The organism is Sphingobium lignivorans, assembly GCF_014203955.1.
Classification (GTDB): Bacteria; Pseudomonadota; Alphaproteobacteria; order Sphingomonadales; family Sphingomonadaceae; genus Sphingobium; species Sphingobium lignivorans.
Genome location: NZ_JACHKA010000001.1, coordinates 2,993,073 through 3,014,504, shown reverse-complemented (window position 1 = coordinate 3,014,504; position 21,432 = coordinate 2,993,073). Strand labels below are relative to the sequence as shown.

Below are 21,432 nucleotides of genomic sequence, written 5' to 3'. Positions count from 1 at the left end.
GCCTAGGTCAGTGCGGCGGGATGGGTTGCGATGGCGGACGGGCGCGCTTCGAAGCCGGCATGCCAATCCGCGAGCCGGTCATGGCCATTGCGCCAGTTCAGGTCGTCGAAGCGCGCGTCGAGATAGCCGAGCGCGCAGCCGAGCGCGGCGTGGCCGATGTGGAAGGGCGCGGCGGAAAGTTGCGCGGCCTCCCTTTCGAGCTGGTCCAGCGCGACCGCCAGCTTGTCGGCGAAGGCGTCCATCCAGGCGGGCGTACGCCGTTCCTCGGGCTTCAGGCGCTCCTGCCGCCAGAGGATCAGCGCATCCATGATGCCGTCGCCCAGCGCGTGGAGGCGCAGGGCTTCCCAGCGCGCCGCGCCTTGCGGAAACAGGACCGGCTCCGGCGCAAGACTGTCCAGATATTCGCAGATCACCCGGCTGTCGTAGAGCGCCGTGCCGTCATCGAGCAGCAGCGTGGGGACCTTGCTCAGCGGATTGGCAAGCTGGACCTGCGGATTGACGCTGGCCATGTCCACGCGCGTATCGATGAGCTCGATCCGCCCGTCGGTGCCCGTTTCATGCGCGGTGACCATCACCTTGCGGGCGAAGGGGGACATTTTTCCCCAGTGAAGCTTCATGGCGGCGGTTCCTTCAATCCTGCAGGGCGGGGCGGACAGGCGCGGGCGGGGAGGAGGGCGCCGCGCCTGTCCTGAGGCGAATGATGAGGCTGAGAGCGAGCGTGACCATGATGTTCAGCACCAGGGCGCTGACCGCCGAGTAGCACGGAATCTCGAGCCCGGGGATCGTCAGCGTATAGACCGAATCCTTGAACCCCGTGGCCCCGGCCATCAGCGTGCCGGCGCCCATGCCCGCGATCCAGCCGGTGAGCAGCGCTCGGGAATCCAGCCAGCGGACATAGAGGCCCATCAGCACGGCAGGCAGCGTCTGGCACATCCAGATTCCCCCGATGAGCTGGAGCTGGACGACCGATGTCTCGGGAAAGAAAGTGACGAAGCCGAGCGCGCCTGCCTTGACCAGCAGCGAGAAGATCTTGGCGACCTGTGTCTCATGCGCTTCCGAGCATTCGGGGCGGATATAGGCGCGATAGACGTTGCGGGTGAACAGGTTGGCCGCGGCGATCGACATGATCGCGCCCGGGACCAGCGCACCGATCGCGATGGCCGCGAAGGCGACGCCCACGAACCAGGACGGGAAGAGGTGCTTGAACAGCGCCGGCACCGCGTAGATGTTGCCGAAGCGGGCGAAGCCGTCTGCATATTGCGGCATGTCCTTCACGCCCGCCGCCAGCGCCATGAAGCCGAGCAGCAGCAGCAGCGCCAGCGCGAAGGCATAGATGGGCATGAAGACGGCATTGCGGCGGATCGCGTCGCGGCTGGATGCGGACAGCAGGCCCGTGAGCGCATGGGGATAGAGGAACAGGCCCAGCGCACCGCCCAGTGCCAGCGTCGCATAAGCGAATTGCGGGCCCAGGCTGCCGGGTTCCGCGTCCGGGATGAGCAGCTTTTCCGGCGGCACTGCATCGAACACCGCGCCATAGCCGCCCAGCTTGGCCGGGACGATCAGGATCGCCGCGATGAGCGTGGTGTAGATCAGGATATCCTTGACGATCGCGATCATCGCCGGGGCGCGCAGGCCACTATTATAGGTGAAGCCGGCCATCACGAGGAAAGCGACGAAGAGCGGCAATTCCATCTCGCTGCCGAAGATGGTGATGCTCGCATGCAGGCCGAGCCCGGCGAAAATCGCTTCCAGACCCACCAGCTGCAGCGAGAGATAGGGCATGGTCGCCACGATGCCGGTCAGCGCGATCATCAGCGCCAGCGTGCGATTGCGGTAGAGGCCCGCCACCATGTCGGCGGCCGTCACATAGCCGTGCTTGGCGCAGACTCCCCAGACCTTCGGGAAGACCGCGAAGACGATCGGGAACACGATGATGGAATAGGGCACCGCGAAGAAGCCCGATCCGCCCGCCGCATACATGAGCGCCGGCAAGGCCACGAAAGTATAGGCCGTGTAGAGGTCGCCGCCCAGCAGGAACCACACGAGCAATGGGCCGAAACGCCGGCCGCCCAGACCCCATTCCTCGATATGGCCGAGATCGGCCCGTTTCCAGCGGGACGCGACAAAGCCCAGCGAGGAGATGAGGAAGAAGAGGGTGATGAAAACGCCGGTTGCGACCGGATCGATGAAAGAGCTCATCTGTCCGACCCGCGCCAGTCCACGAGGTAGACGATCCAGGTCAGCCCGGCGCCGATCCAGATCCAGGCAAGCTGATAGGCATAGAAATAGGGAATGCCGAAGAATCTGGGTTCGACGCTGTTATAGAACGGCACCCAGAGCACGGCTATGAAGGGTGCAAGCAGTAACAGATTCACCCATTTTCTGAGGCCGCGCCCCCCCCGGTCCTTCATTACATCCTCCACTCTTCATCGCGAGGGCATGCGGCGCTGCCCCGTTCCGCCCGACGGCAATTGCTGCTCTTGACGACGTTAGTGGAGCACTTAAGCTGTGCGGTCAAACTAGCAATATCGCATGAGCATTGTGCAGTTTTGTGGAGGGGGTGGAGCGATGCGACCGTTTGACTGGGATGATTTGCGCTACTTCCTGAGTGTGGCCCGGTCGGGCACGGTGTCGCAGGCCGCCCGCCGGCTGGGCGTCGACCATGCCACGGTGATCCGCAGGGTGGATGCGCTGGAGCGGGCGATGGGTGTCAAGCTCTTCGAGCGCAGCCCCCGGGGCTATTATCTGACGCAGGGCGGCGAACGGCTGCTGCCTTCCGCCGAGCTCATCCAGCAGGAAGCCCGCAAGATCGGGCGGGAGCAGATCTCGAGCAGCCGCGGCGTCGGCGGCGTGGTGCGGATCAGCACGCTGGAGGGCTTCGGGAATTTCTTTCTGTCCAGCCGTCTGCCCAAGTTCGCGGCGGAATATCCCAATCTCACCATCGAGCTGCTGACGCTCCAGCAGATCGTCGCGCTCTCGCGCCGCGAGGCCGATCTCGCGATCAGCCTCCAGCCGCCCGAGACGGGGCGCTTCTATCGCGAGAAGCTGACCGACTACTGGCTGTTCGTCTACGGCTCGCAGGAATATCTGGAAGCCAGTCCGCCGATCCGCAAGCCGGCTGACCTGCGGGATCATGTGTTCTGCGGCTATATCGATGATCTGGTCTTTCTGAGGGGCCTCGATTATCTCGACGAGGTGGGCAAGGGCATCCGCGCCCGCCTGCAAAGCTCCAGCCTGCACGCACAGACCGAAGCCGCGCGCGCCGGCTATGGCCTGTGCGTATTGCCCGCCTTCATCGGGTCGCGCACGCCCGGGCTCGTTCCGGTCCTCAAGGAAGAGATCCGTCTGCAGCGCAGCTACTGGATGGTCGCCAGCGCGGATGTGGCGCCCAGCCCGCGCGTGCAGGCGGTGCGGCGCTTCATCCGGGCGCAGGCCGAGGCCGAGCGAGGCCTGTTCCTGGGCGAATAGGCGCGCTTCTTCTCTCCCGGGGATGTGTGCCGCGGTGTAGCGGGAGGCTTTCCCGGCCGGCCGGTGCTTGAAACAGCGGTCTTGGAATAAAGTTGTTAATTATCAATATATTATCACATATCTAGATGCATGAGCGGAAGGCTGCCATGCTCAAGGGCAATGCGCGTGTCTATGTGTCCTAGAATGTCCGCTTTCCCGCCGGGCGCTGAGCTTAATTTCCCCCCAAGTCCCTGAGCATCCGACCGTTTCTCGGCCCCGCACGGCCCATGCCCCGCGCACCGATCCGTCGGGTAATCGCGCCTGCCCCGCCGATCTGGTCCGTACCTCCGGCTCCCGGCTTCCATGAGCGCCTGTTTCACAGCACATCCGCCGTGATGATCTCCCCCGACGCGGGCCCATCCCAAACCGATGCCGCACAAGCGCACAGCAGGCATGCATCTTTGTTTATATGCTCTGTGCCTCCCTCACCATATGCCGGTGCGACCGAGCTTTGGGGGAGCCTCCGAAGCCGAACGGGTGAACAGGAGCGGACATATGGAATTTTCGGTCGGATTCCCGCGCAGTATGCGCTTTGGTGCGGGTGTCTCCCGTCAATTGCCGGATATGCTGCAACAGATCGGCCTGTCCCGGCCGTTCGTGATGACGGACCGCTTCCTGTGGGACAATGGCCGGCTCGATGCCATCCGGGACGCGCTCGATCAGGCCGGCATTCGCGCACGATTCTTCCTCGATACGGTGCCCGAGCCGGACGTGCCCTCGATCGAGCGGGCATTGGCGGATCTGCTGCTGGATGAGCATGATTGCATCGTCGCCTTCGGGGGCGGCAGTCCCATCGACAGCGCCAAGGCGGTGGCCGTGCTGGCGAGGCATGGCGGGCATATCTCGGACTACAAGGCGCCGCACCTGCAGAATGACGCGGGGTTGCCTGTCATTGCCATTCCCACCACGGCCGGCACCGGCAGCGAGGCGACGCGCTTCACCGTCATTACCGATACCGAGCGGGACGAGAAGATGCTGTGCGCGGGTCTCGCCTATCTGCCGGTCGCGGCGCTGGTGGATTTCGAGGTCACGCTTACCAAGCCGGCGCGGCTGACGGCGGACACGGGCATCGACGCGCTGACCCATGCCATCGAGGCCTATGTGTCCCGCCGCGCCACGCCGGTGTCGGATCTGTTCGCGCTGGCGGCGATCGAGGCGATCGCGCCCAATCTCCGCCGCGTCTGGGCGGACGGGAGCGACATGGAGGCGCGCGAGCAGCTGATGCTGGGCGCGACTTATGCGGGCGTCGCCTTCTCCAACAGTTCCGTGGCGCTCGTGCATGGCATGAGCCGGCCGATCGGCGCGCATTTCCATGTGCCCCACGGCCTTTCCAATGCCATGCTGCTGCCGCTCGTCACGGAGTTCTCAGCGCCCGGCAATGTCGCGCGCTATGCCCGCTGCGCCAAGGTCATGGGCGTCGCATCGGACGGGGAAGGGGATCAGATGGCGGTGAGCCGGCTCGTCGAGGAGCTGGCGGCCGTCAATCGTGATCTCGCTGTGCCGAGCCCCAATGCCTATGGCGTCACGCGAGAACGCTGGGAAGAGATGATCCCCGTCATGGTCGAGCAGGCGATCGCTTCCGGCTCCCCCGCCAACAATCCGCGCGTCCCGACCGAGGCGGAGATGCACGCGCTCTATCGGCGCGCCTTCGATCAGGGTTAGGGCTTCAGCAGCGCTCTATGGCGAGCGCAAGCCCCTGGCCGACGCCGATGCACATGGTGACCAGCGCGCGCCTGCCGCCCGTCTCTTCCAGCGCATGGGCCGCCGTCATCGCCAGCCTTGCGCCGGACATGCCGAGCGGGTGTCCGAGCGCGATGGCGCCGCCATTGGGATTGACCTGCGTCGACGCCGGGTCGCCGCCCAGCTCGCGCAGCGAGGCGATGACCTGGCTGGCAAAGGCCTCGTTGATCTCGATGATGTCGAAATCCGCAAGCGTGAGCCCCAGCCGGTCCATCAGCCGACGGCTGGCAGGCACGGGGCCGATGCCCATGACATCGGGCTCCACGCCCGCGCTCGCCATGCCGAGGATGCGGGCGCGCGGCGTCAGGTCATGGCGCGCCGCCGCTGCTTCGGATGCGATGATCAGCGCGGCCGCGCCATCGTTCACGCCCGATGCGTTGCCGGCCGTCACCGTCCCTTGCGCATGCACCACTGGCCGCAGCGCGGCGAGTGCCTGAAGGCTGGTGCCGGGGCGGGGATGCTCATCCGTATCCACGATGATATCGCCTCTGCGGCCGCTGATCGTGACCGGGATGATCTCGGCCGCGAAGTAGCCCCGGGCCCGCGCATCGGCGGCGCGTTGCTGGCTCTGCGTGGCATAGGCGTCCTGCTCTTCGCGGGTGATGCCGTAACGGGTCGCGACATTCTCGGCCGTCTGGGGCATCGAGGCGGTGCCGTAGAGGCGCTGCATGGCGGGATTGACGAAGCGCCAGCCAATGGTCGTGTCCTCGACCTGCTGCGTTCGCGCGAAGGCCTGTTCGGCCTTGCCCATCACCAGCGGCGCGCGAGTCATGCTCTCGATGCCTCCGGCGATGGCGATGTCGATCTCGCCCGTGGCGATCGCGCGGGCCGCCTGACCCACGGCTTCGGCGCCGCTTGCGCAGAGGCGGTTGACCGTCACGCCGGGGACGCTGATGGGCAGTCCCGCGAGCAGCACCGCCATGCGCGCCACGTTGCGATTGTCCTCGCCCGCCTGATTGGCGCAGCCGAGGATCACTTCCCCGATCGCGGCGGGATGGAGACCCGGGTTGCGCGTCATCAGGGCACGGATCGGCGCTGCGGCGAGGTCGTCCGCCCGCACGGGCGCGAGCGCGCCGCCCAGGCGCCCGATGGCGGTACGCGCCGCATCGCAGATGAAGGCCCCGGTCATGCGACCTCGCGGGGGCGCGTGGTGCGCTTCTCGATGCGTTTCTCGTTGATCGTACTCAGCACGATACGGTCCACATAGATGCCGGGCGTGTGGATGCAGTCCGGATCGAACGTGCCTGCGGGCACGATCTCCTCGACTTCCGCGACCGTCACCCGGCCTGCCGTGGCCATGTTGGGATTGAAGTTGCGCGCGGTCTTGCGGAACATCAGATTGCCGGCGCTATCCGCCCGCCACGCCTTGATGATCGAGAGATCGGCCCGCAGCCAGGTCTCGCGCACATATTCCTCGCCATCGAAGAACTCGGTCGGCTTGCCCTGCGCGACCAGCGTGCCGACGCCGGTCTTCGTGTAGAAGGCGGGAATGCCGGCGCCCCCGGCGCGGATGCGCTCGGCAAGCGTGCCCTGCGGCGTGAGTTCCAGTTCCAGCTCGCCGGCCAGATACTGCGCTTCGAACAGCTTGTTCTCGCCGACATAGGAACTGATCATCTTCCTGATCTGGCGGCTCTCCAGCAGCATCCAGAGGCCGAAGCCGTCCGCGCCGGCATTGTTGGAAATGACGGTGAGGTCCTTGACGCCGGCCCGGCGGATTTCGGGGATCAGGCTTTCCGGGTTGCCGGAGAGGCCGAACCCGCCGGACATGATGGTCATGCCACCGAACAGGAGGCCGCTCAGCGCGGACGCCGGATCTGGATGGATCTTGTTTGCCATGGAGAGGCCCTTGTGAGGTTAGCCCGCTGATTGATCGGGAAGGATGAAGGGATATTCGATGGTCACGATCGTGCGGCACCGGGGCAGATCGAGGAAATGCTCGCCATCGGCCATCCAGGCATCTGCCTGCGGCGAGGGCACCTTGCCGCCCGGCTCATCGCTGCCGCTCGCCCACCATGTCTCGGTGATGCCGTCGATCCCGGGACCGTTGCCCGCGTCCCCTTCGAGGATCGTGTTGAACACGACGCCCTTGAGGCCCGGCACCTCATGCGCGAGTTCGGCGTGGCGGCCGAGCCAGTGAAGCTCGAAATCCGCACGGGAAAGGCCGGGCTTGCGCGCGAGCAGCAGGGTGCGCTTGATGCCCACGGCCGCCCGGTCCGGCGCGATGACGACATTCTCGCGGACCGTCCACCGGCGCCACTCCGCGCGATCCATGATGCGCCCGCCGGATGCGAACAGCGCCTCGCCAGTCTCTGAGGAGAGCGCGGCCAGTCGCGCGTCCTCGCTCTCGAAAGCGCATTGCACCATTCCGTCGATCCGCGACGGATAAGCGGCCTGCGGCTGGTCCGCTCCCCCGGCACCGAGGGTCTCCGAGTAGATCAGCGTCCGCAGGCCCGGCAGGCTGCGAGCGAGGGCGGCATGGAAGCCGAACCAGCGGATACGGAACTGCTCCTCGCCAAGCTCGGGCGGGCGCGCGATCATCGCCATCAGCTTGGAAGCTGTGGCTGTCGCCGGCCTTACGGTGCCTGCCATTGCGAGGAAGGGCAGCATGGCTCCGGCCCGAATGACTTGCCGACGCGTGGCGGAGCCGGCTTGACCGTGGTCCGGGCTCGGCGATCCGGATTCCGGAATTGTCGTCGTCGATCGCTGCAGTGCCATGCCGCCATGCTGTAGAGATTTTCGCGCGCGTCTTAATCCCGCGTTTCCGCACAGATTTGAAGCGGGGAGGCGGTCGTCTGTCGTTTCGATCGGCGCCTTCCGGCCTGCGTTGCTTTCACGCCGCATGGCGGCTGACAAATCGCGTCCCGTCACAGCCATGTAATATCTCTTCTCCATCGCACCCGCCAACCGGACGGGACGGCGAAACTGGCAACGCGCCATTCGTCGTCGCTACAGGCTGCGATGCGTCGCCGCCCGTCGGGTGGGGGGAGGTAGGCGCGCGCTGGGGCCGGAAGGCCGTGGCTACGCCTGCACAGAACAAGCTCGCAAGAAGCGCCGCAATCCCGGTCTCCAGGAGATCGGGAAACCCAGGCGCGCGCCCAGCGATCGGGCGCTGCGAGCCGACGTCGGGATATTTGAAAAGGGGTCCAATGATGAACAGCAAATTCAACCGCTCGGTGCGCACAGCGCCTTTTCTCATCGGCGTTGCATTGGCGGCTTTGACGGCCGCCCCCGGCATGGCGCAGACCACGACGGTGGATCCGGCGAGCGAGGACGGTGCGGGCGAGGAGATCGTCGTCTCCGGCTATCGTCGCAGTATCGAGGAAGCGATCGACATGAAGCGCGTGACAGTGGGATTCTCCGATTCCATCGTCGCGACCGACATTGCCGATTTCCCCGAGCAAAACCTCTCCGAAGCCCTGCAGCGCGTACCGGGCGTTACGATCGAGCGTGACAAGGGGCTGGGCACGCGCGTCAACGTGCGCGGCCTGCCGACCGAGTTCACCTTCGTCTTCATCAACAAACTGGCCACGGCCTCGGGCTCGGGTGGCCGCGATGTCGAGTTCGACATCTTCGCCTCGGAACTGATCCAGTCCGTCACTGTCCAGAAGTCGCCGACCGCGGCCGATGAGGAAGGCGGCATCGCAGGGTCCGTCTCGATCCGCACCGCGCGCCCGTTCGACAACCCCGGCCTGCGCCTCGTCGGCAGCGCCGAGGGCGCGTATAATTCGATTTCCGAGAAGATCGATCCGAGTTTCTCTGTCCTCGCCAGCAACACTTTCGGCGATTTCGGCGTGCTCGTGTCGGTCGCCAAGCAGCAGCGCACCAACCGGACCGATTCCAACTCCGGCATCAATTTCCGTCCGATCGCCCGCTGGACCGACCGTGCGGGGACGACCTACCGCAATCAGGCGATCGCCGTGCTGCAGCGTGACGCCGGCGTGACATTCACGGACGCGATGAAGAACAAGATCGTCTTCCTCGATAAGGTTGGCGACCGCGTCTATCAGAACGATCAGGACCGCCTCGGCCTGTCAGGCTCGATCCAGTACAAGCCCAGCAGCAGTTTCAGCCTCGCTTTCGATGCGTTCGTCGGCTCCTACGACACGACCGAGGACGAATATGACGCGGCTGCCTATTCGGCTTCGAGCAACTCAACGCTGGAAACCATCCATGCCTATGACGACAAGACCTTGTCCGACGCCGGCATCATCGTGCTGCGCGACGTGTCCTACACCAACACCCAGCATGAATTTCTGAGCAAGGAATATATCAACGAGACCGACTATCGACAGTTCGGCGGCGAGCTGAACTGGGAAACCGGCAATTGGACGATCAATGCGCTGGGCGGCTATTCGGGCGCGGAGAAGACGCTCGATTACGCCAATCTCAAGCATGTCGCCTATGCGCCCTCGCGCAGCCGCTACACCGAGAATGGCGGCGAGACGATCCCCAGCAGCAACCCGCGCACGATCGACATGTACAATGCGCCAGATGCTTATCTGTTCGAGGCTTATGAAACGACCCGCGAGCAGATCAAGGACGACAAATACGCCGCGCAGGTCGATGTGAGCTATGGCTTTGCATCCTCGATCCTCAAGCGCCTCAACTTCGGTGGCCGCTACACCAACAAGAGCAACGAACGCCAATATGGCGAGGAGAAGATCCAGGGTCCGACGCGCGGCAGCACCGCTTATGTCAACACGCGCACGCTGGGTGCCAGCCCGCTCACCGATGTGACGGACATCGTTGGCGGCAAGGCCTACCAGGCCCGCGATCTCAGCTGGGCCCAGATCTCCAACGACTATGCGCGCGACTTCTTCCGCCCCGCCGGTTTCGTGACGCCGTTCGCCGATGCCAATTATGCCAAGGTGAAGGAAGAGACGATCGCCGGCTATGCGATGGCCGATTTCCAGTTCGACATTGCGGTGCCCGTGTTCGTCAATCTCGGCGGCCGTTATCTGCGCACCACCATCCATTCCGAAGGCTTCCACCAGGTCCAGAACCCGGACGGCACGACCGGGCTTACGCCGACGCCGGTGTCGAGCGAAGGTCGCTACGAGAAGTTCCTGCCCTCGTTCAATGCCCATGCCGAGCTGACCGAAAGCCTGCTCCTGCGCGCCGCCGCCTCGCAGACGCTGATCCGCCCGGCGCTGACCGATCTCGCCTACAAGCGCACGGCGAGCTACAGCAGCTTCCGATACACCGATGGCAATCCCGGCCTGAAGCCCACTTATGCCGATCAGTGGGAAGTGGGCGTCGAGAAGTATCTCGGCCGTGGCGGCATCCTCTCCGCGTCCTACTTCTGGAAGAAGATCAAGGGGGTGGTCCAGAGCCAGCTGACCGGCGTCGTGCCCGACGTGACGGTTTACAATGCCAATGGCACGGTGAACGGCGTCTATGACTTCGACGTCTATCAGCCGGTCAATGCCGAAGGCTCCTACAAGGTCAGCGGCGTCGAGCTCAACGCGGTGATCCCCTTCGGCATGTTTGCCGAATGGGCGGACGGCTTCGGCATCAACGCCAATGCCACGTTCCTCGACAGTTCGCTGACCGGCGAGTCGAGCCTCGACATCCCGACCTCGCCGATCGGCCTGTCCGACAACGCCTACAACGCGACGGTCTTCTACGACAAAGGCCCGCTCTCGCTGCGCCTGTCCTACAATCGCAGGGGCAAATATGTGGAGCGGATCGAGCGGAACATGTATCCGGTCTATCGCGATGCCTATGGCCAGTTCGACTTTGCGGCGAGCTATCAGTTGACCCGCAATGTCCGCGTCGAGGTGCAGGGCATCAACGTCGGCAATGCCAAGACCACCGGCTACACGATGGATCCGTCTTTCCCGACCACTTATGAATTGTCGGGAAGCCGCATCAGCCTGGGCATCCGCGCCCAGCTCTGATCAACGTTCTGCGGGCCGGCCTGCGGTCGAGCGTGACGGACGCGACCAGCGCCGACGTGCTCGACCATGCGCACCGCTCGCTGGCCCATTTTTCTCCCGGAGACCTGCCATGATGACCCGTATCGCTCTGACTGCCGCACTCGTGCTCGCGGCCCAGCCAGCTCTCGCACAGGAGCAGGCGCCGGATCTGGCGCGCGCGGCGCGGGGCGATCTGCGCGAACCGGGCGGGGCGCGGCGCCTCGCCGGTGATATGCGCGCGGCCTATCGCAGGCTGACTGCCGAGGGCGAAGTGCGCAACGTCATCCTGCTGATCGGCGATGGCATGGGGGATTCGGAGATCACCATCGCGCGCAATTATGCCGAGGGGGCTGGCGGCTATTTCAAGGGCATCGACGCCCTGCCTTTCACTGGCCAGTACACCCATTATTCGCTCGAGCGCGAGACCGGCAAACCCGATTATGTGACGGACAGTGCTGCCTCCGCCACCGCCTGGGCGTCGGGCGTGAAAAGCTATAACGGCGCGATCGGCGTCGATATCCATGGCAAGCCCCATGCAACGCTGATCGAGCTGGCCAGGAAAGCCGGTCTTGCCACCGGCAATGTCTCGACCGCCGAGATCCAGGATGCAACGCCCGCCGCGCTGCTGGCTCACGTCGCTTTCCGCAGCTGCTATGGGCCGACCGCGACCAGTAAGACCTGCCCGCAGAATGCCCTGGAAAATGGCGGGGCCGGCTCGATCACCGAGCAACTGCTCGATACCCGCGCCGATCTCGTGCTCGGCGGCGGCGCGGCGAGTTTCGCGGAGATGGCGAAGGCGGGGCGATGGAAAGGCAAGACGCTTTTCGAGCAGGCCAGCGCGCGGGGCTACCGGATCGTCCGCAACGCCGCCGAACTCGAGGCCGTCACGCGCGCCGATGACAGGCAGCCGCTGATCGGCCTGTTCGCCGAGGGCAATATGCCGGTCCGCTGGACGGGGCCGCGCGCCAGCCTTCACGGCAACATCGACAAGCCGGCCATCACTTGCCAGCCCAATCCCGCGCGCACGGAAAGCACGCCGACACTCGCGACGATGACCGGCAAGGCGATCGCGCTCCTGAAGGACAAGCCCAAAGGCTTCTTCCTTCAGGTCGAAGGCGCGTCCATCGACAAGCAGGATCATGCGGCCAATCCCTGCGGGCAGATCGGCGAGACGGTCGATCTGGACGAGGCGGTCCAGGTCGCGCTGGCCTTCGCGCGGGCGGATGGCCACACGCTGGTCATCGTCACGGCGGACCATGCCCATACCAGCCAGATCGTGGGCAACGGCACGCGCTCGTCCGGTCTGACGGCGGCACTGAACACGCGGGAGGGCGGTGTCATGACAGTGAACTACGGCACCGCGGAGGAAGGCTCGCAAGGTCACACAGGCGCGCAGTTGCGCATCGCCGCTTATGGGCCTCAGGCCGTCAATGTCAGCGGCCTGCTCGATCAAACCGATCTCCACTACATCGTGCGGAACGCGCTCAAGCTGGATTGAGCGCTCTTCCGGCAAGGTCGCGAGTGTTCGGTGGGGCGGCTGGCGTGCGCGGATCATCAGATCCGACGCGCTCCGCCCCGCAGTGCGGGCTTCGGGCAATGGCTCCCCCGTTGACCACGCAGTTCCGCGCCGGCGACCAGCGCACATCGGCGGAGCCGGCCAGTCCCGGGGCGGCATATGCTCGCCCCCTACGGCTTCCTGATGATGAGGGAATCCGGGCGCTTGCGGGGGGTCCATTGGCCCCGGCCGGGGAAATTCTTGAGGATCTCGCCATCCCAGAGACGCGCGACGCGCCGGTGGAGGCGCCAGCGGCCATCGTCGCCCTTGACCGCATGGTCCTCATAATAGCCGACGAAGCGGAGCAGGAAGGGCGTCTCGCCTTCGCATTCGGTCACGAAGGCGAAGGAGCGCATCTTCACCGTCCCATCCGCCTGCGGCATATACTGCACCTGCGTGACGTGGTGCTGGCGCCCGGGAAAACCCTCCGCATTGCGATAATGTTCGGCGATGCCGCGAATGCCCTCATGGCCCTCCCAGATGTCGGGCTCCTCGAAAACCTCCTCGACCATCCGCGCATCCGGCGTGAAGCAGGCGACCAGCCCCTCCACATCACCGGTGTCCAGCGCCCAGGCATAAGCCGCGAGCAGGTCCTCCAGGGCAAAGCGATCCTCAACCGAAAGATCCATGTCGTTCCTCTCCATTCTGTTGACACAATCGTAACATTCGTTATGGTTCATGACAAGGGCGCAGGACCAAAATCGAGAGGAGCTTGATGGTGAATCCACCGCATGCGATGCGTGGCATCGGCTGGTGAGACGAGCTGCACGCAGCGCTGACATCCCGGAAAAACACGCCCGGGCTCCCGGAAACTCCACTCACTCAAAGAAGAGAGAAGCAGCGCGTGAGCGACACTGACATCATCGTGATCGGCGGCGGATCGGCGGGCGCAGCCATGACCGGCCGGCTCGCCGAGGCCGGATTGAACGTAACGCTCGTTGAGGCGGGCCAGTCGGACCGGCATTTCCGGTCCCGCGTCCCCGCGCTCACCAGTTCCATCGTCCAGAACCCCGCCTATGACTGGTGCTACCAGGTGGAGCCGGACGAATCCCGGGGCGGCCGGGCCGACATCTGGCCGGCAGGCAAGATGCTGGGCGGCGGCAGCGCGCTCAACGGGATGATGTTCATCCGGGGACATCGCTGGGACTATGACAACTGGCAAGCGCTCGGCGCGGCCGGCTGGGACTATGAATCCGTGCTTCCCTATTTCCGGCGCATGGAGGACAATGAACGCGGTGCGGATGCCTGGCGCGGCACAGGTGGCCCCATCGCGGTGTCCGAAGGGCGCGCGCATTACCCCATCACCGATGCGTGGATCGCCGCAGCGGAGCAGGCCGGCATCGAAAGACGCGACCTCAACGGCGAGAAGGCCGAAGGGGTCGATTATGTCCAGGTCTCCCAGCGGAACGGCACGCGCTGCTCGTCCGCGCGCGGCTATCTCCATGAGTTCAAGGGCGCAACGCCGCCGCAGACGCTGCTGGGCGCCCAGGTGCTGCGCATCCTGATCGAGGATGGCCGCGCGACCGGCATCGCCTATATTCAGGACGGGGCGCACAAGACGCTGCACGCGAAGCACGGCGTCGTGCTGAGCGCCGGCGCCATGAACACGCCGCGCCTGCTGATGCTCTCCGGCATCGGCCCGGCCGCCCATCTGGCCTCGGTCGGCGTGCCGGTGCTGTGCGATCGCCCGGGCGTCGGCCGCAACCTGCAGGATCATGTCGGCACGCATGTGGTCAACACCGTCACCGCGCACACGCTCAATGACGATGCGCGCGGCCTGCGCGGCGCGCTCTCGGTGCTGCGCTATGCCGTGTCGCGGCGCGGCGCGCTCAGCACCTCCATCGGCCATGCCCAGGCCTTCGTGAAGACCCGGCCGGGCTTGCCGGCGCCCAATATCCAGATCTCGTTCGCGGCCTTTGCCTTCGATTTCGACGAGCAGGGCCGCCTCGTGCTGGGCAAGACCGCCTCGGTCTCGACACTGGTCGGCCTGATGCGGCCGAGCTATCGCGGGCAGATCACGCTTGGATCGGCCGATCCGCTCGCGCCGCCGGTCATCCATCACCAGCAATTGTCCTGCGACGACGATATCGACCAGATCGTCGAAGGCATCGGGATCGCGCGGGATATCCTGACGCGCCCGCCCGTGGCCGAGCATATCACCAGCGAAGTGCGCCCAGGCCCCGCGCTCACCGATCCCGCCGAGCTGCGCGATTATGTCCGGGTCGCGGCCATCCCCATGTTCCACCCGGTCGGCACGGCCAGGATGGGCGCTGCGGACGACCCCATGGCCGTCATCGATCCGGACCTGAAAGTGATCGGCGTGGACGGTCTGTGGGTCGCCGATGCCTCGATCTTCCCATCCCTGACGGCAGGCAACACCAATGCGACGGCCATCATGGTGGGCGACAAGGGCGCGGATCATGTCCTGCGGACGCTGCGGCGCAACGCCTGAGAGGGCGACGTCCGAGAGCCGTCCTGAAATACGCTTTTGGCCGGTGCGCTGCCGCGAACGATCAATGACAATATGAGAGGATCAGCCCATGGCGAGTTTTCCCGACACCATTCACTTCACCGGGCTCAACACGCCCGTCCGCATCGAATGGAACGCGCATGATCTGGACGTGATCGGCGAGATCCCGCGCGAGATCGACGGCGCCTTCTTCCGTGCCGTGCCCGACCCCGCCTATCCGCCGAAGTTCGATGACGAGATCGTGCTCTCGGGCGACGGCATGATCTCCCGGTTCGGCATTCGCGACGGCAAGGTGGATTTCGCCATCCGCTATGTCGAGACGGCGCGCTACAAGGCCGAGAAGGCGGCGGGCCGCTCCCTGTTCGGCAAATATCGCAATCCGTTCACGGACGATGCGGAGGTTCAGGGCATAGACGGGACGGTCTCGAACACGACGCCGGTCTGGCATGCGGGGCGCCTGTTCATGACCAAGGAGGATGGCCTTGCTTACGAGATCGATCCCGAGACGCTCGAGACGATCGGGCGCTGGGACTATCATGGTGCGCTGAAGTCGCAGACCTTCACTGCGCATCCCCGCGTCGATCCGGCGACCGGCGAGATGTTCTTCTTCGGCTATGAGGCCGGGGGCCTCTGCACGCCGGACGTCGCCTATTGCATCGCCGACAAGGATGGCAATCTGGTCTCCGAACAGTGGTTCCAGCAGCCTTATTGCTCGACCATCCATGATTTCGCGATCACCGGCAAATATGCGGTCTTCCCCATTTTCCCGACCACGGCCGACCTCGACCGGCTGAAGGCCGGCGGTGCCCACTGGGCGCATCAGCAGGAGCTGGAAAGCTGGGTGGGCATCATGCCGCGCTATGGCAAGGTCGAGGAGATGCGCTGGTTCAAGGGACCCAAGGGCGTTTCCGCCTTCCATTTCGTCAACGCCTATGACGATGGCGATCTGGTGCATCTCGACATCTGCCTGTCCGACACCAATGCCTTCGCCTTCATGCGCGAGGCGGGCGGCATCCACCGGGCGCAGAACGAGCTCGGGGGCGGCCTCGTCCGCTGGACCTTCAATCTGGCGAGCGACGAGGAGGGCTTCGAATCCCGGGTGATCGGCCCGCCGGGCGACATGCCCCGGCTGCGCGATGCCGATCAGGGCCGGGCCTATCGCGCGGCCTGGTATCTCACCATCAATCCGCAAGGCGGCGCACCGCTTCCGGGCGGCCCGGTCGGCGCCGCATTCAACGCCATGCTGCGCATCGAGCCGGGCAATGGCCGGATCGACATGATGCCGCTGGAGCCCGGCCTGGCGATCAGCGAGCCGGTGCACGTCCCCTCGTCCGAGCCGGACCATGAGGGGTGGCTGCTGGCGGTGATCGACCGTCAGCTCGACGCCGGTCGCTTCGCTTCGGAACTGTGGGTGGTGAACGCCGGGGACATCGCGGCGGGACCGGTGGCGCGAGTGCTGATCCCCGTTCCGATGCGCGCGCAGATCCATGGCGCCTGGGTGTCACGCGAGCGACTGGCGCAGGCCCGGGGCCGCGCTGCGGCGGCGTAGGGCACTTGGACAAATTCCAGCCCGAATGAACGTCGGCTTTCAGAAGCCCTCGATGCGGAGCGAACGGCAGGAGTCGAGCCTCATCACAAGTTCCGTTGCGGCTGCCAACCGGGCTGTCTAACTTCGTCGCATGCCGAAAGGGTTGGGATGAAGTGGACGCTAGGATTAATGGGCTTTGCGGGCTTAGCCATTTTTGGTTCGGTTCTGGTCCTGACGTATGTGTCGCCGATCCATGTCGAGCGCGCCGCGCGCGTCTTCGTCCAGAGCCAGATAAAGCGGCAAATCAAAAATGAACTCGGCATCCACCCACGAGAAGCTCGGGAGGTCGGAGTCGGCGGTATGGCCGAGGTTTTGGCGCAGCGGAACAAAGAGGAGATCAGCGTGCTGCGGCAGTATCTGGCAAGTGGCCTCGACGCGCAGATTGCAGACACCTTGGCAAAGATGCAGGATGCCGATTGCGAATGCCGTGAATTTATGCGACGAGGTCTAGATAGAGTTGGTCAATCGCGCCTTTCGAACTTGCAGCACGCCGATCCTCAACTGCGCAGAATAATTCAGGGAAAGTACAGCGAGATCGTCACCGATCTGCTACGCGATTTGCGTATTTACCTTAGCACCAGCATGCTCGCCTTCGTTCTTCTGTTAGTCCTTTCAATTGCGAGGCCTAGCTATACGCGCCAGCTGTTTGTGCCGGGCATCCTGCTCGGGGTGACCGTCGCGACGGGGAGCGTCATCTATTTGTTTGGCCAGAACTGGTTTTTTACCCTCCTTTACGGCGATTTCGTGGGCTGGACTTATGGTCTTTGGCTATTGCTGATCTTCGGGCTTTTTTGTGACATCGTTTTGTTCAAGGCCAAGGTAACGACACGGATTGTCGATGCGCTGTCTCCCGCTGTTCCTTGCTGATTGTGATGGCTACAAAGTCATTCGCGCGGAATGGCTGGCGCCTGCCACGCTGACAAGCCTCCGTTTCTCTCCCCTCAAGGGAGGGGAGAGAGCAACAGCAGCAATGTCGCCACGCCCGGTCCGCTCTTCCGAGGCATGAACGCCCGGCCGGTCCTGCCCGCCGGGCGTTTCCGCGTGGATCAGGCGCCGGCCCCGACAACAGCGGGGGGCGTGACCGCCTTGGCGGTGCGTTGCGCTCTCGGGATCAGCAAGGCCCCGCCAATGCACAGGCAGGCCGGAAGCACCGCCAGCGCGAAGAATGTCGACGTGCTGGCGCCCGCGCCGATCGCGAGGCCGCCCAGCATCGGCCCGCCAATGGCGCCGAGCCGGGCCACGGCCACCGCGATGCCGATCGCGGAGGAGCGCAGATGCGGCGGGAAGAAGCCGACCGCGACAGCCATGATGACCAGATGTGCCGCGGAAATGCCGCCGCCCGCGACCAGCAGCAGGAAGCCCCAGCTCCACAGGCCCGGCGCCACGACGCCCAGCAGAAGCAGCGCGACCACGACGCTGGCATAGGTACCCACGATCGCCGGCACGGCCCAGCCGCGATCCAGCAGCAGCGAGAGGCCGAGGCCGATCAGCAGGCCGCCGAGCTGGATCAGCGAGAGGAAGCGCGACGCCGTGTCCATGGCGAAGCCGGCATTGGGCAGGATCGTCGGCACCCAGCTCGTCACATAATAGAGCACCAGCGCATTGACCGCATAAAGCCCGGCGAACAGGACGGTCGAGAAGAGCAAGGGCGGGCTGAGCAGCTGGACGAAGGCAATGGACTTCCTCTCCTGCACTTGCCCGGCCGATTTCCTGAATGTCGGGGATTCGGGCAGCTTCCAGGCGAGCGCGACCAGCAGGATCAGCGTCGCGATGCCGCCGGCCACGAACAGCGACTCCCAGCCGCCGAGCGATATGAGCGGCGGTGCCACCAGCCCCGCCACGATGCCGCCGCCGGAAATGCCCATGGAGACGACTGTCAGGGTCCGCGCGCTTTTGCCCTGCGGCGCGAGTTCGGCCACCAGCGCCGTCACGTTGGGCAGGCAGGCACCGAGCGAAAGGCCGGTCGCGAGCCGCCACAAAGTGAACTCCGTGACGGTCGAGCCGGTGGCGGTGCCGAGGCAGGTCAGCCCCATCATGGCGGTCGCGGTGAGGATGACCGGCCTGCGCCCGATCCTGTCGCCCATTGGCGCGATCAGCACCGCGCCCAGGCCGAGGCCGAGCAGGACCGCGGAAAGCGCCACGCCGAACTGCTGGGGAGGAATGCCAAGCTCCGCCGACAGATAAGGCACGACCAGCGGCAGGGCATAGAGATCGTACCCGTCGATGAACATGATCAGCGCGCACAGGAGCAGCGGCATGAAGGTCCGCCGATCGGCGGATAAGGTCGCGGACGTCACGACGGCTGAGACCCCGTGGCCGCATCGGGGATATCCTTCTCGATATCCAGATAGCGGCCGGCCATCGCATCATGCTCACCGGCGGCGAGCGCCACCACGAACCGGCACAGCCGGGCCATGCCCTGCGCACTCTCCTCCGCCGTGGTGGATTCGAGCAAGGCGACCAGCGGCTTGGCGAAGGCATGGGCCTCCGGGGACTTCAGGGTCTCCTGCGCCATCGCCGTCATGATCGTGCCCGGCTGGATGGCGAAGGCGCGCACGCCGGCCGCCTTCTGCTCGAAATCGAGATGCTCGGTAAGGCGAATGAGGCTGGCCTTGGCCACGGCGTAAGCCGAGGCGAAGGGCGCGACGAAGGTGCCCGCCTGCGAGGCGATGTTGAGGATGCGGCCATGGCCGCGCTCGATCATGTCGGGCAGTGCCGTCGAAATGCAGTGCAGGGCGCCCAGGACGTGGACCGCCTGCGTATCCCACCAGGCCTGCGTATCGACCAGGCCGACCGGGCCGAGCGGACCCTGCACGCCGGCATTGTTGACCAGCAGATCCGGCATGCCGAACGCCGCCTTCGCCTCCGCATAGGCAGCCGCCACACTGTCACGAACGGTAACGTCGCAGCGCACCCCGATCGCCCGTCCGCCGGCACGGGTGATGGCCTGCACCGTCTCCTCGACCTGCGGCAGGGTGCGCGCCGCCACGACGACCGACGCGCCCGCCTCGGCCAGTGCGGTCGCGATGCCCGCGCCAAGGCCGCGCCCGCCGCCGGTCACGAAGGCGACCGTCTCTATCAGCCGCGCGCTCACGGGCGATCCCATGGGGAGGGCATATGATAAGGCACGGTAATGAAGTTCGCCTCGATCTGGCGCAGCGCGCCATTCTCGATCTTGAACAGTTCGGCGAGATAGAAGGTATGCGGACGGCGGATCAGCGAGGAGACATGCTCGCCATTGGTCAGCGTATAGTCCGCAAGCCGCCCGCAATGATCGATGAAGCCATAAGCCAGCACCAGCCCCCGCTCGACGTCTACGAGCGGGAAGCGACGGCCGCGCAGGCGATCGTCATAGCGATACCAGCCCAGCCTGAACTGCTCCTCGCAGGGAAGACCGGCGATGGGCAGCATGAAATCGGGATTGTTGGTCGTCTGCACGCCATTCTCGACGCGATTGCACTCGGGATGAAAGCGCGTGAAGAGCTGCCCGTCATTCTGCTCGAGCGTGTTGAAATAGCCATCCGCAACGGCGCGCAGCCGCTCGCGGCTCATCCGCTCCGCTTCCGGCACGATGGCTTCCAGCACCGGCTTTCTCTCGAAGCGCGGGTTCGCGAACACCAGCGCCTCGTCGCTCTGGCGGACGACCAGCGTCTCGACCTGCGTGATCGCGCCTGAGGGATCGACGCCGAGCCGGACAGTGAAAGCCGACTCCTCGACCGTCTCGGTGATCGTCGTGAACAGGCCGACCTGACCGGTCTGCGGATCGGCGAAGCGCAGGTCATAGTCGCCGCGCGCCGTCGCCGTGCCCCAGATGCCGTCGCCCATCATCAGGGCCACGTTGTTCTCGGTCACGCGGAGGTCATCGGCCCAGCGCACCCGGCCCGGATCGCGCGCGACGAGCGCCTCCATGAACCGATCCATGACCGCATAGAGCGCGGCCCTCTCGTGGACGACCGGCATCGCGCTCACCATGTCCGGCCGCTCACGGGATTGGGATAATGGAAGGGCGGGACGAAGACTTCCGGGAAAGCCTCATAGTCGTGCGTTGAGGGCTTGTCCGGCTGGAGGCCGTCGATGCTGCGGACCATCGGAACGCCGCCATGATTGAGGCCGCGATCATACTCGCAATAGAAAGTGATGAAAGCGTGCAGCGCGGCAATGCGCCAGACGCCATCGACCTTGCGGTAGCGGTTCTCATAGATCGCCTCACCCCAGCGAGACTCGCCGCCGAGCCAGGCAATGAGGATGAAGGCGCGCCAGCGGCCCTGCGCCCGCTCGCCATCGGCATCGACATGGATGACGGGCTGGAGCTGCATGTGATTGAACAGGACGCCGCGTTCATAAGGCGGCAGCGCGTGGAGATATTGCCGCACCCGATCCTGCCCGACATAGACCCCGCGCCCGGCGATCTCGAGCGTGCCGTCCGCCGTGAACATGTCGGCCGCCTCGTCCCACAGGCCCTTGTCGACATAATAGCCGTAAGCGGCCTGGAGATTGGCGATGGCGAGATGGGATTCGGCCTGCGACGTCCTGTCTCTCAGCGTGTGGACTTCCGCCCGCAAGGCCTCGATCGACTCGCGCAGCGACGCGATTTCATCAGACATCCCAACTCTCCTATCAGCCGCTCTGGCGACAATCTCGTTGCGCATCATCG

General features: G+C 65.2%; 18 protein-coding genes. 7 read left to right on the top strand and 11 right to left on the bottom strand.

What is annotated here, in order from left to right:
• Nucleotides 1-2 precede the first annotated feature (2 nt).
• The 3 genes from HNP60_RS13880 to HNP60_RS13870 are packed head-to-tail and all read right to left on the bottom strand — an operon-like array spanning nt 3 to nt 2,411.
• A complete protein-coding gene (locus HNP60_RS13880; protein ID WP_184154837.1) occupies nt 3-617 on the bottom strand; it encodes a glutathione S-transferase family protein in 615 nt (204 codons plus the stop codon).
• A 13-nt stretch (nt 618-630) separates the two neighbouring features.
• Complete coding sequence (gene mctP / locus HNP60_RS13875) at nt 631-2,199, bottom strand: monocarboxylate uptake permease MctP (RefSeq protein ID WP_184154834.1); 1,569 nt, start codon at nt 2,197-2,199, stop codon at nt 631-633.
• Entirely contained in the window at nt 2,196-2,411 is a 216-nt protein-coding gene (locus tag HNP60_RS13870; RefSeq protein WP_014077123.1) for a DUF3311 domain-containing protein, read from the bottom strand. The genes mctP and HNP60_RS13870 overlap by 4 nt, the downstream gene beginning before the upstream one ends.
• Before the next feature lie 157 nt (nt 2,412-2,568).
• On the opposite strand from HNP60_RS13870, the gene HNP60_RS13865 reads away from it, so the two are divergent.
• Together HNP60_RS13865 and HNP60_RS13860 are read left to right on the top strand one after the other, a co-directional pair.
• A complete protein-coding gene (locus HNP60_RS13865) occupies nt 2,569-3,468 on the top strand; it encodes a LysR family transcriptional regulator (protein WP_184154831.1) in 900 nt (299 codons plus the stop codon).
• Between the two features lie 534 nt (nt 3,469-4,002).
• Nucleotides 4,003-5,169, top strand: a complete 1,167-nt coding sequence (locus HNP60_RS13860; protein ID WP_184154828.1) for an iron-containing alcohol dehydrogenase — start codon at nt 4,003-4,005, stop codon at nt 5,167-5,169.
• A gap of 4 nt (nt 5,170-5,173) precedes the next feature.
• On the opposite strand, the gene pcaF is transcribed toward HNP60_RS13860, so the two are convergent.
• The 3 genes from pcaF to HNP60_RS13845 are packed head-to-tail and all read right to left on the bottom strand — an operon-like array spanning nt 5,174 to nt 7,854.
• Nucleotides 5,174-6,376 (bottom strand): 3-oxoadipyl-CoA thiolase, encoded by a 1,203-nt coding sequence (pcaF, locus tag HNP60_RS13855; RefSeq protein WP_184154825.1) that lies wholly within the window; start codon nt 6,374-6,376, stop codon nt 5,174-5,176.
• The gene (locus HNP60_RS13850) at nt 6,373-7,083 is read right to left on the bottom strand and encodes a CoA transferase subunit A (protein WP_184154822.1); all 711 of its coding nucleotides are present in this window, start codon (nt 7,081-7,083) and stop codon (nt 6,373-6,375) included. Before HNP60_RS13850 ends, pcaF begins: the two co-directional genes overlap by 4 nt.
• A gap of 18 nt (nt 7,084-7,101) precedes the next feature.
• A complete protein-coding gene (locus HNP60_RS13845; RefSeq protein WP_184154819.1) occupies nt 7,102-7,854 on the bottom strand; it encodes an EthD domain-containing protein in 753 nt (250 codons plus the stop codon).
• A gap of 542 nt (nt 7,855-8,396) precedes the next feature.
• On the opposite strand from HNP60_RS13845, the gene HNP60_RS13840 reads away from it, so the two are divergent.
• Nucleotides 8,397-11,147: a TonB-dependent receptor gene (locus HNP60_RS13840; RefSeq protein WP_260394898.1), complete on the top strand. Its 2,751-nt coding sequence runs from the start codon at nt 8,397-8,399 to the stop codon at nt 11,145-11,147.
• 109 nt (nt 11,148-11,256) lie between these two features.
• On the top strand, nt 11,257-12,663 hold the full coding sequence (gene phoA / locus HNP60_RS13835; RefSeq protein ID WP_184154814.1) for an alkaline phosphatase: 1,407 nt from the start codon (nt 11,257-11,259) through the stop codon (nt 12,661-12,663).
• Between the two features lie 188 nt (nt 12,664-12,851).
• On the opposite strand, the gene HNP60_RS13830 is transcribed toward phoA, so the two are convergent.
• A complete protein-coding gene (locus HNP60_RS13830) occupies nt 12,852-13,349 on the bottom strand; it encodes a nuclear transport factor 2 family protein (protein ID WP_184154811.1) in 498 nt (165 codons plus the stop codon).
• 215 nt (nt 13,350-13,564) lie between these two features.
• Between HNP60_RS13830 and HNP60_RS13825 the strand changes: the two genes are divergently transcribed.
• The 3 genes from HNP60_RS13825 to HNP60_RS13815 all read left to right on the top strand — a co-directional run bounded on the left by HNP60_RS13825 (nt 13,565) and on the right by HNP60_RS13815 (nt 17,645).
• A complete protein-coding gene (locus tag HNP60_RS13825) occupies nt 13,565-15,172 on the top strand; it encodes a GMC family oxidoreductase N-terminal domain-containing protein (protein ID WP_184154809.1) in 1,608 nt (535 codons plus the stop codon).
• 88 nt (nt 15,173-15,260) lie between these two features.
• Nucleotides 15,261-16,739 (top strand): lignostilbene-alpha,beta-dioxygenase NOV2, encoded by a 1,479-nt coding sequence (locus HNP60_RS13820; protein ID WP_184154807.1) that lies wholly within the window; start codon nt 15,261-15,263, stop codon nt 16,737-16,739.
• Nucleotides 16,740-16,886: 147 nt separating this feature from the next.
• Nucleotides 16,887-17,645 carry a hypothetical protein gene (locus HNP60_RS13815; RefSeq protein ID WP_184154805.1) on the top strand — a complete coding sequence of 253 codons (759 nt, stop codon included), beginning with the start codon at nt 16,887-16,889 and terminating at the stop codon, nt 17,643-17,645.
• 179 nt (nt 17,646-17,824) lie between these two features.
• Here the strand turns inward: HNP60_RS13815 and HNP60_RS13810 are convergent, their stop codons facing one another.
• From HNP60_RS13810 to HNP60_RS13795, 4 genes are read right to left on the bottom strand one after another with little or no spacing between them, the layout of a single operon-like run.
• Nucleotides 17,825-19,036: an MFS transporter gene (locus HNP60_RS13810; protein WP_221414686.1), complete on the bottom strand. Its 1,212-nt coding sequence runs from the start codon at nt 19,034-19,036 to the stop codon at nt 17,825-17,827.
• A 35-nt stretch (nt 19,037-19,071) separates the two neighbouring features.
• Complete coding sequence (locus HNP60_RS13805) at nt 19,072-19,872, bottom strand: SDR family NAD(P)-dependent oxidoreductase (protein WP_184154801.1); 801 nt, start codon at nt 19,870-19,872, stop codon at nt 19,072-19,074.
• On the bottom strand, nt 19,869-20,750 hold the full coding sequence (locus HNP60_RS13800; protein WP_184154798.1) for a DUF8021 domain-containing protein: 882 nt from the start codon (nt 20,748-20,750) through the stop codon (nt 19,869-19,871). Before HNP60_RS13800 ends, HNP60_RS13805 begins: the two co-directional genes overlap by 4 nt.
• Nucleotides 20,744-21,382 (bottom strand): nuclear transport factor 2 family protein, encoded by a 639-nt coding sequence (locus HNP60_RS13795; RefSeq protein WP_184154795.1) that lies wholly within the window; start codon nt 21,380-21,382, stop codon nt 20,744-20,746. The genes HNP60_RS13800 and HNP60_RS13795 overlap by 7 nt, the downstream gene beginning before the upstream one ends.
• Nucleotides 21,383-21,432 lie beyond the last annotated feature (50 nt).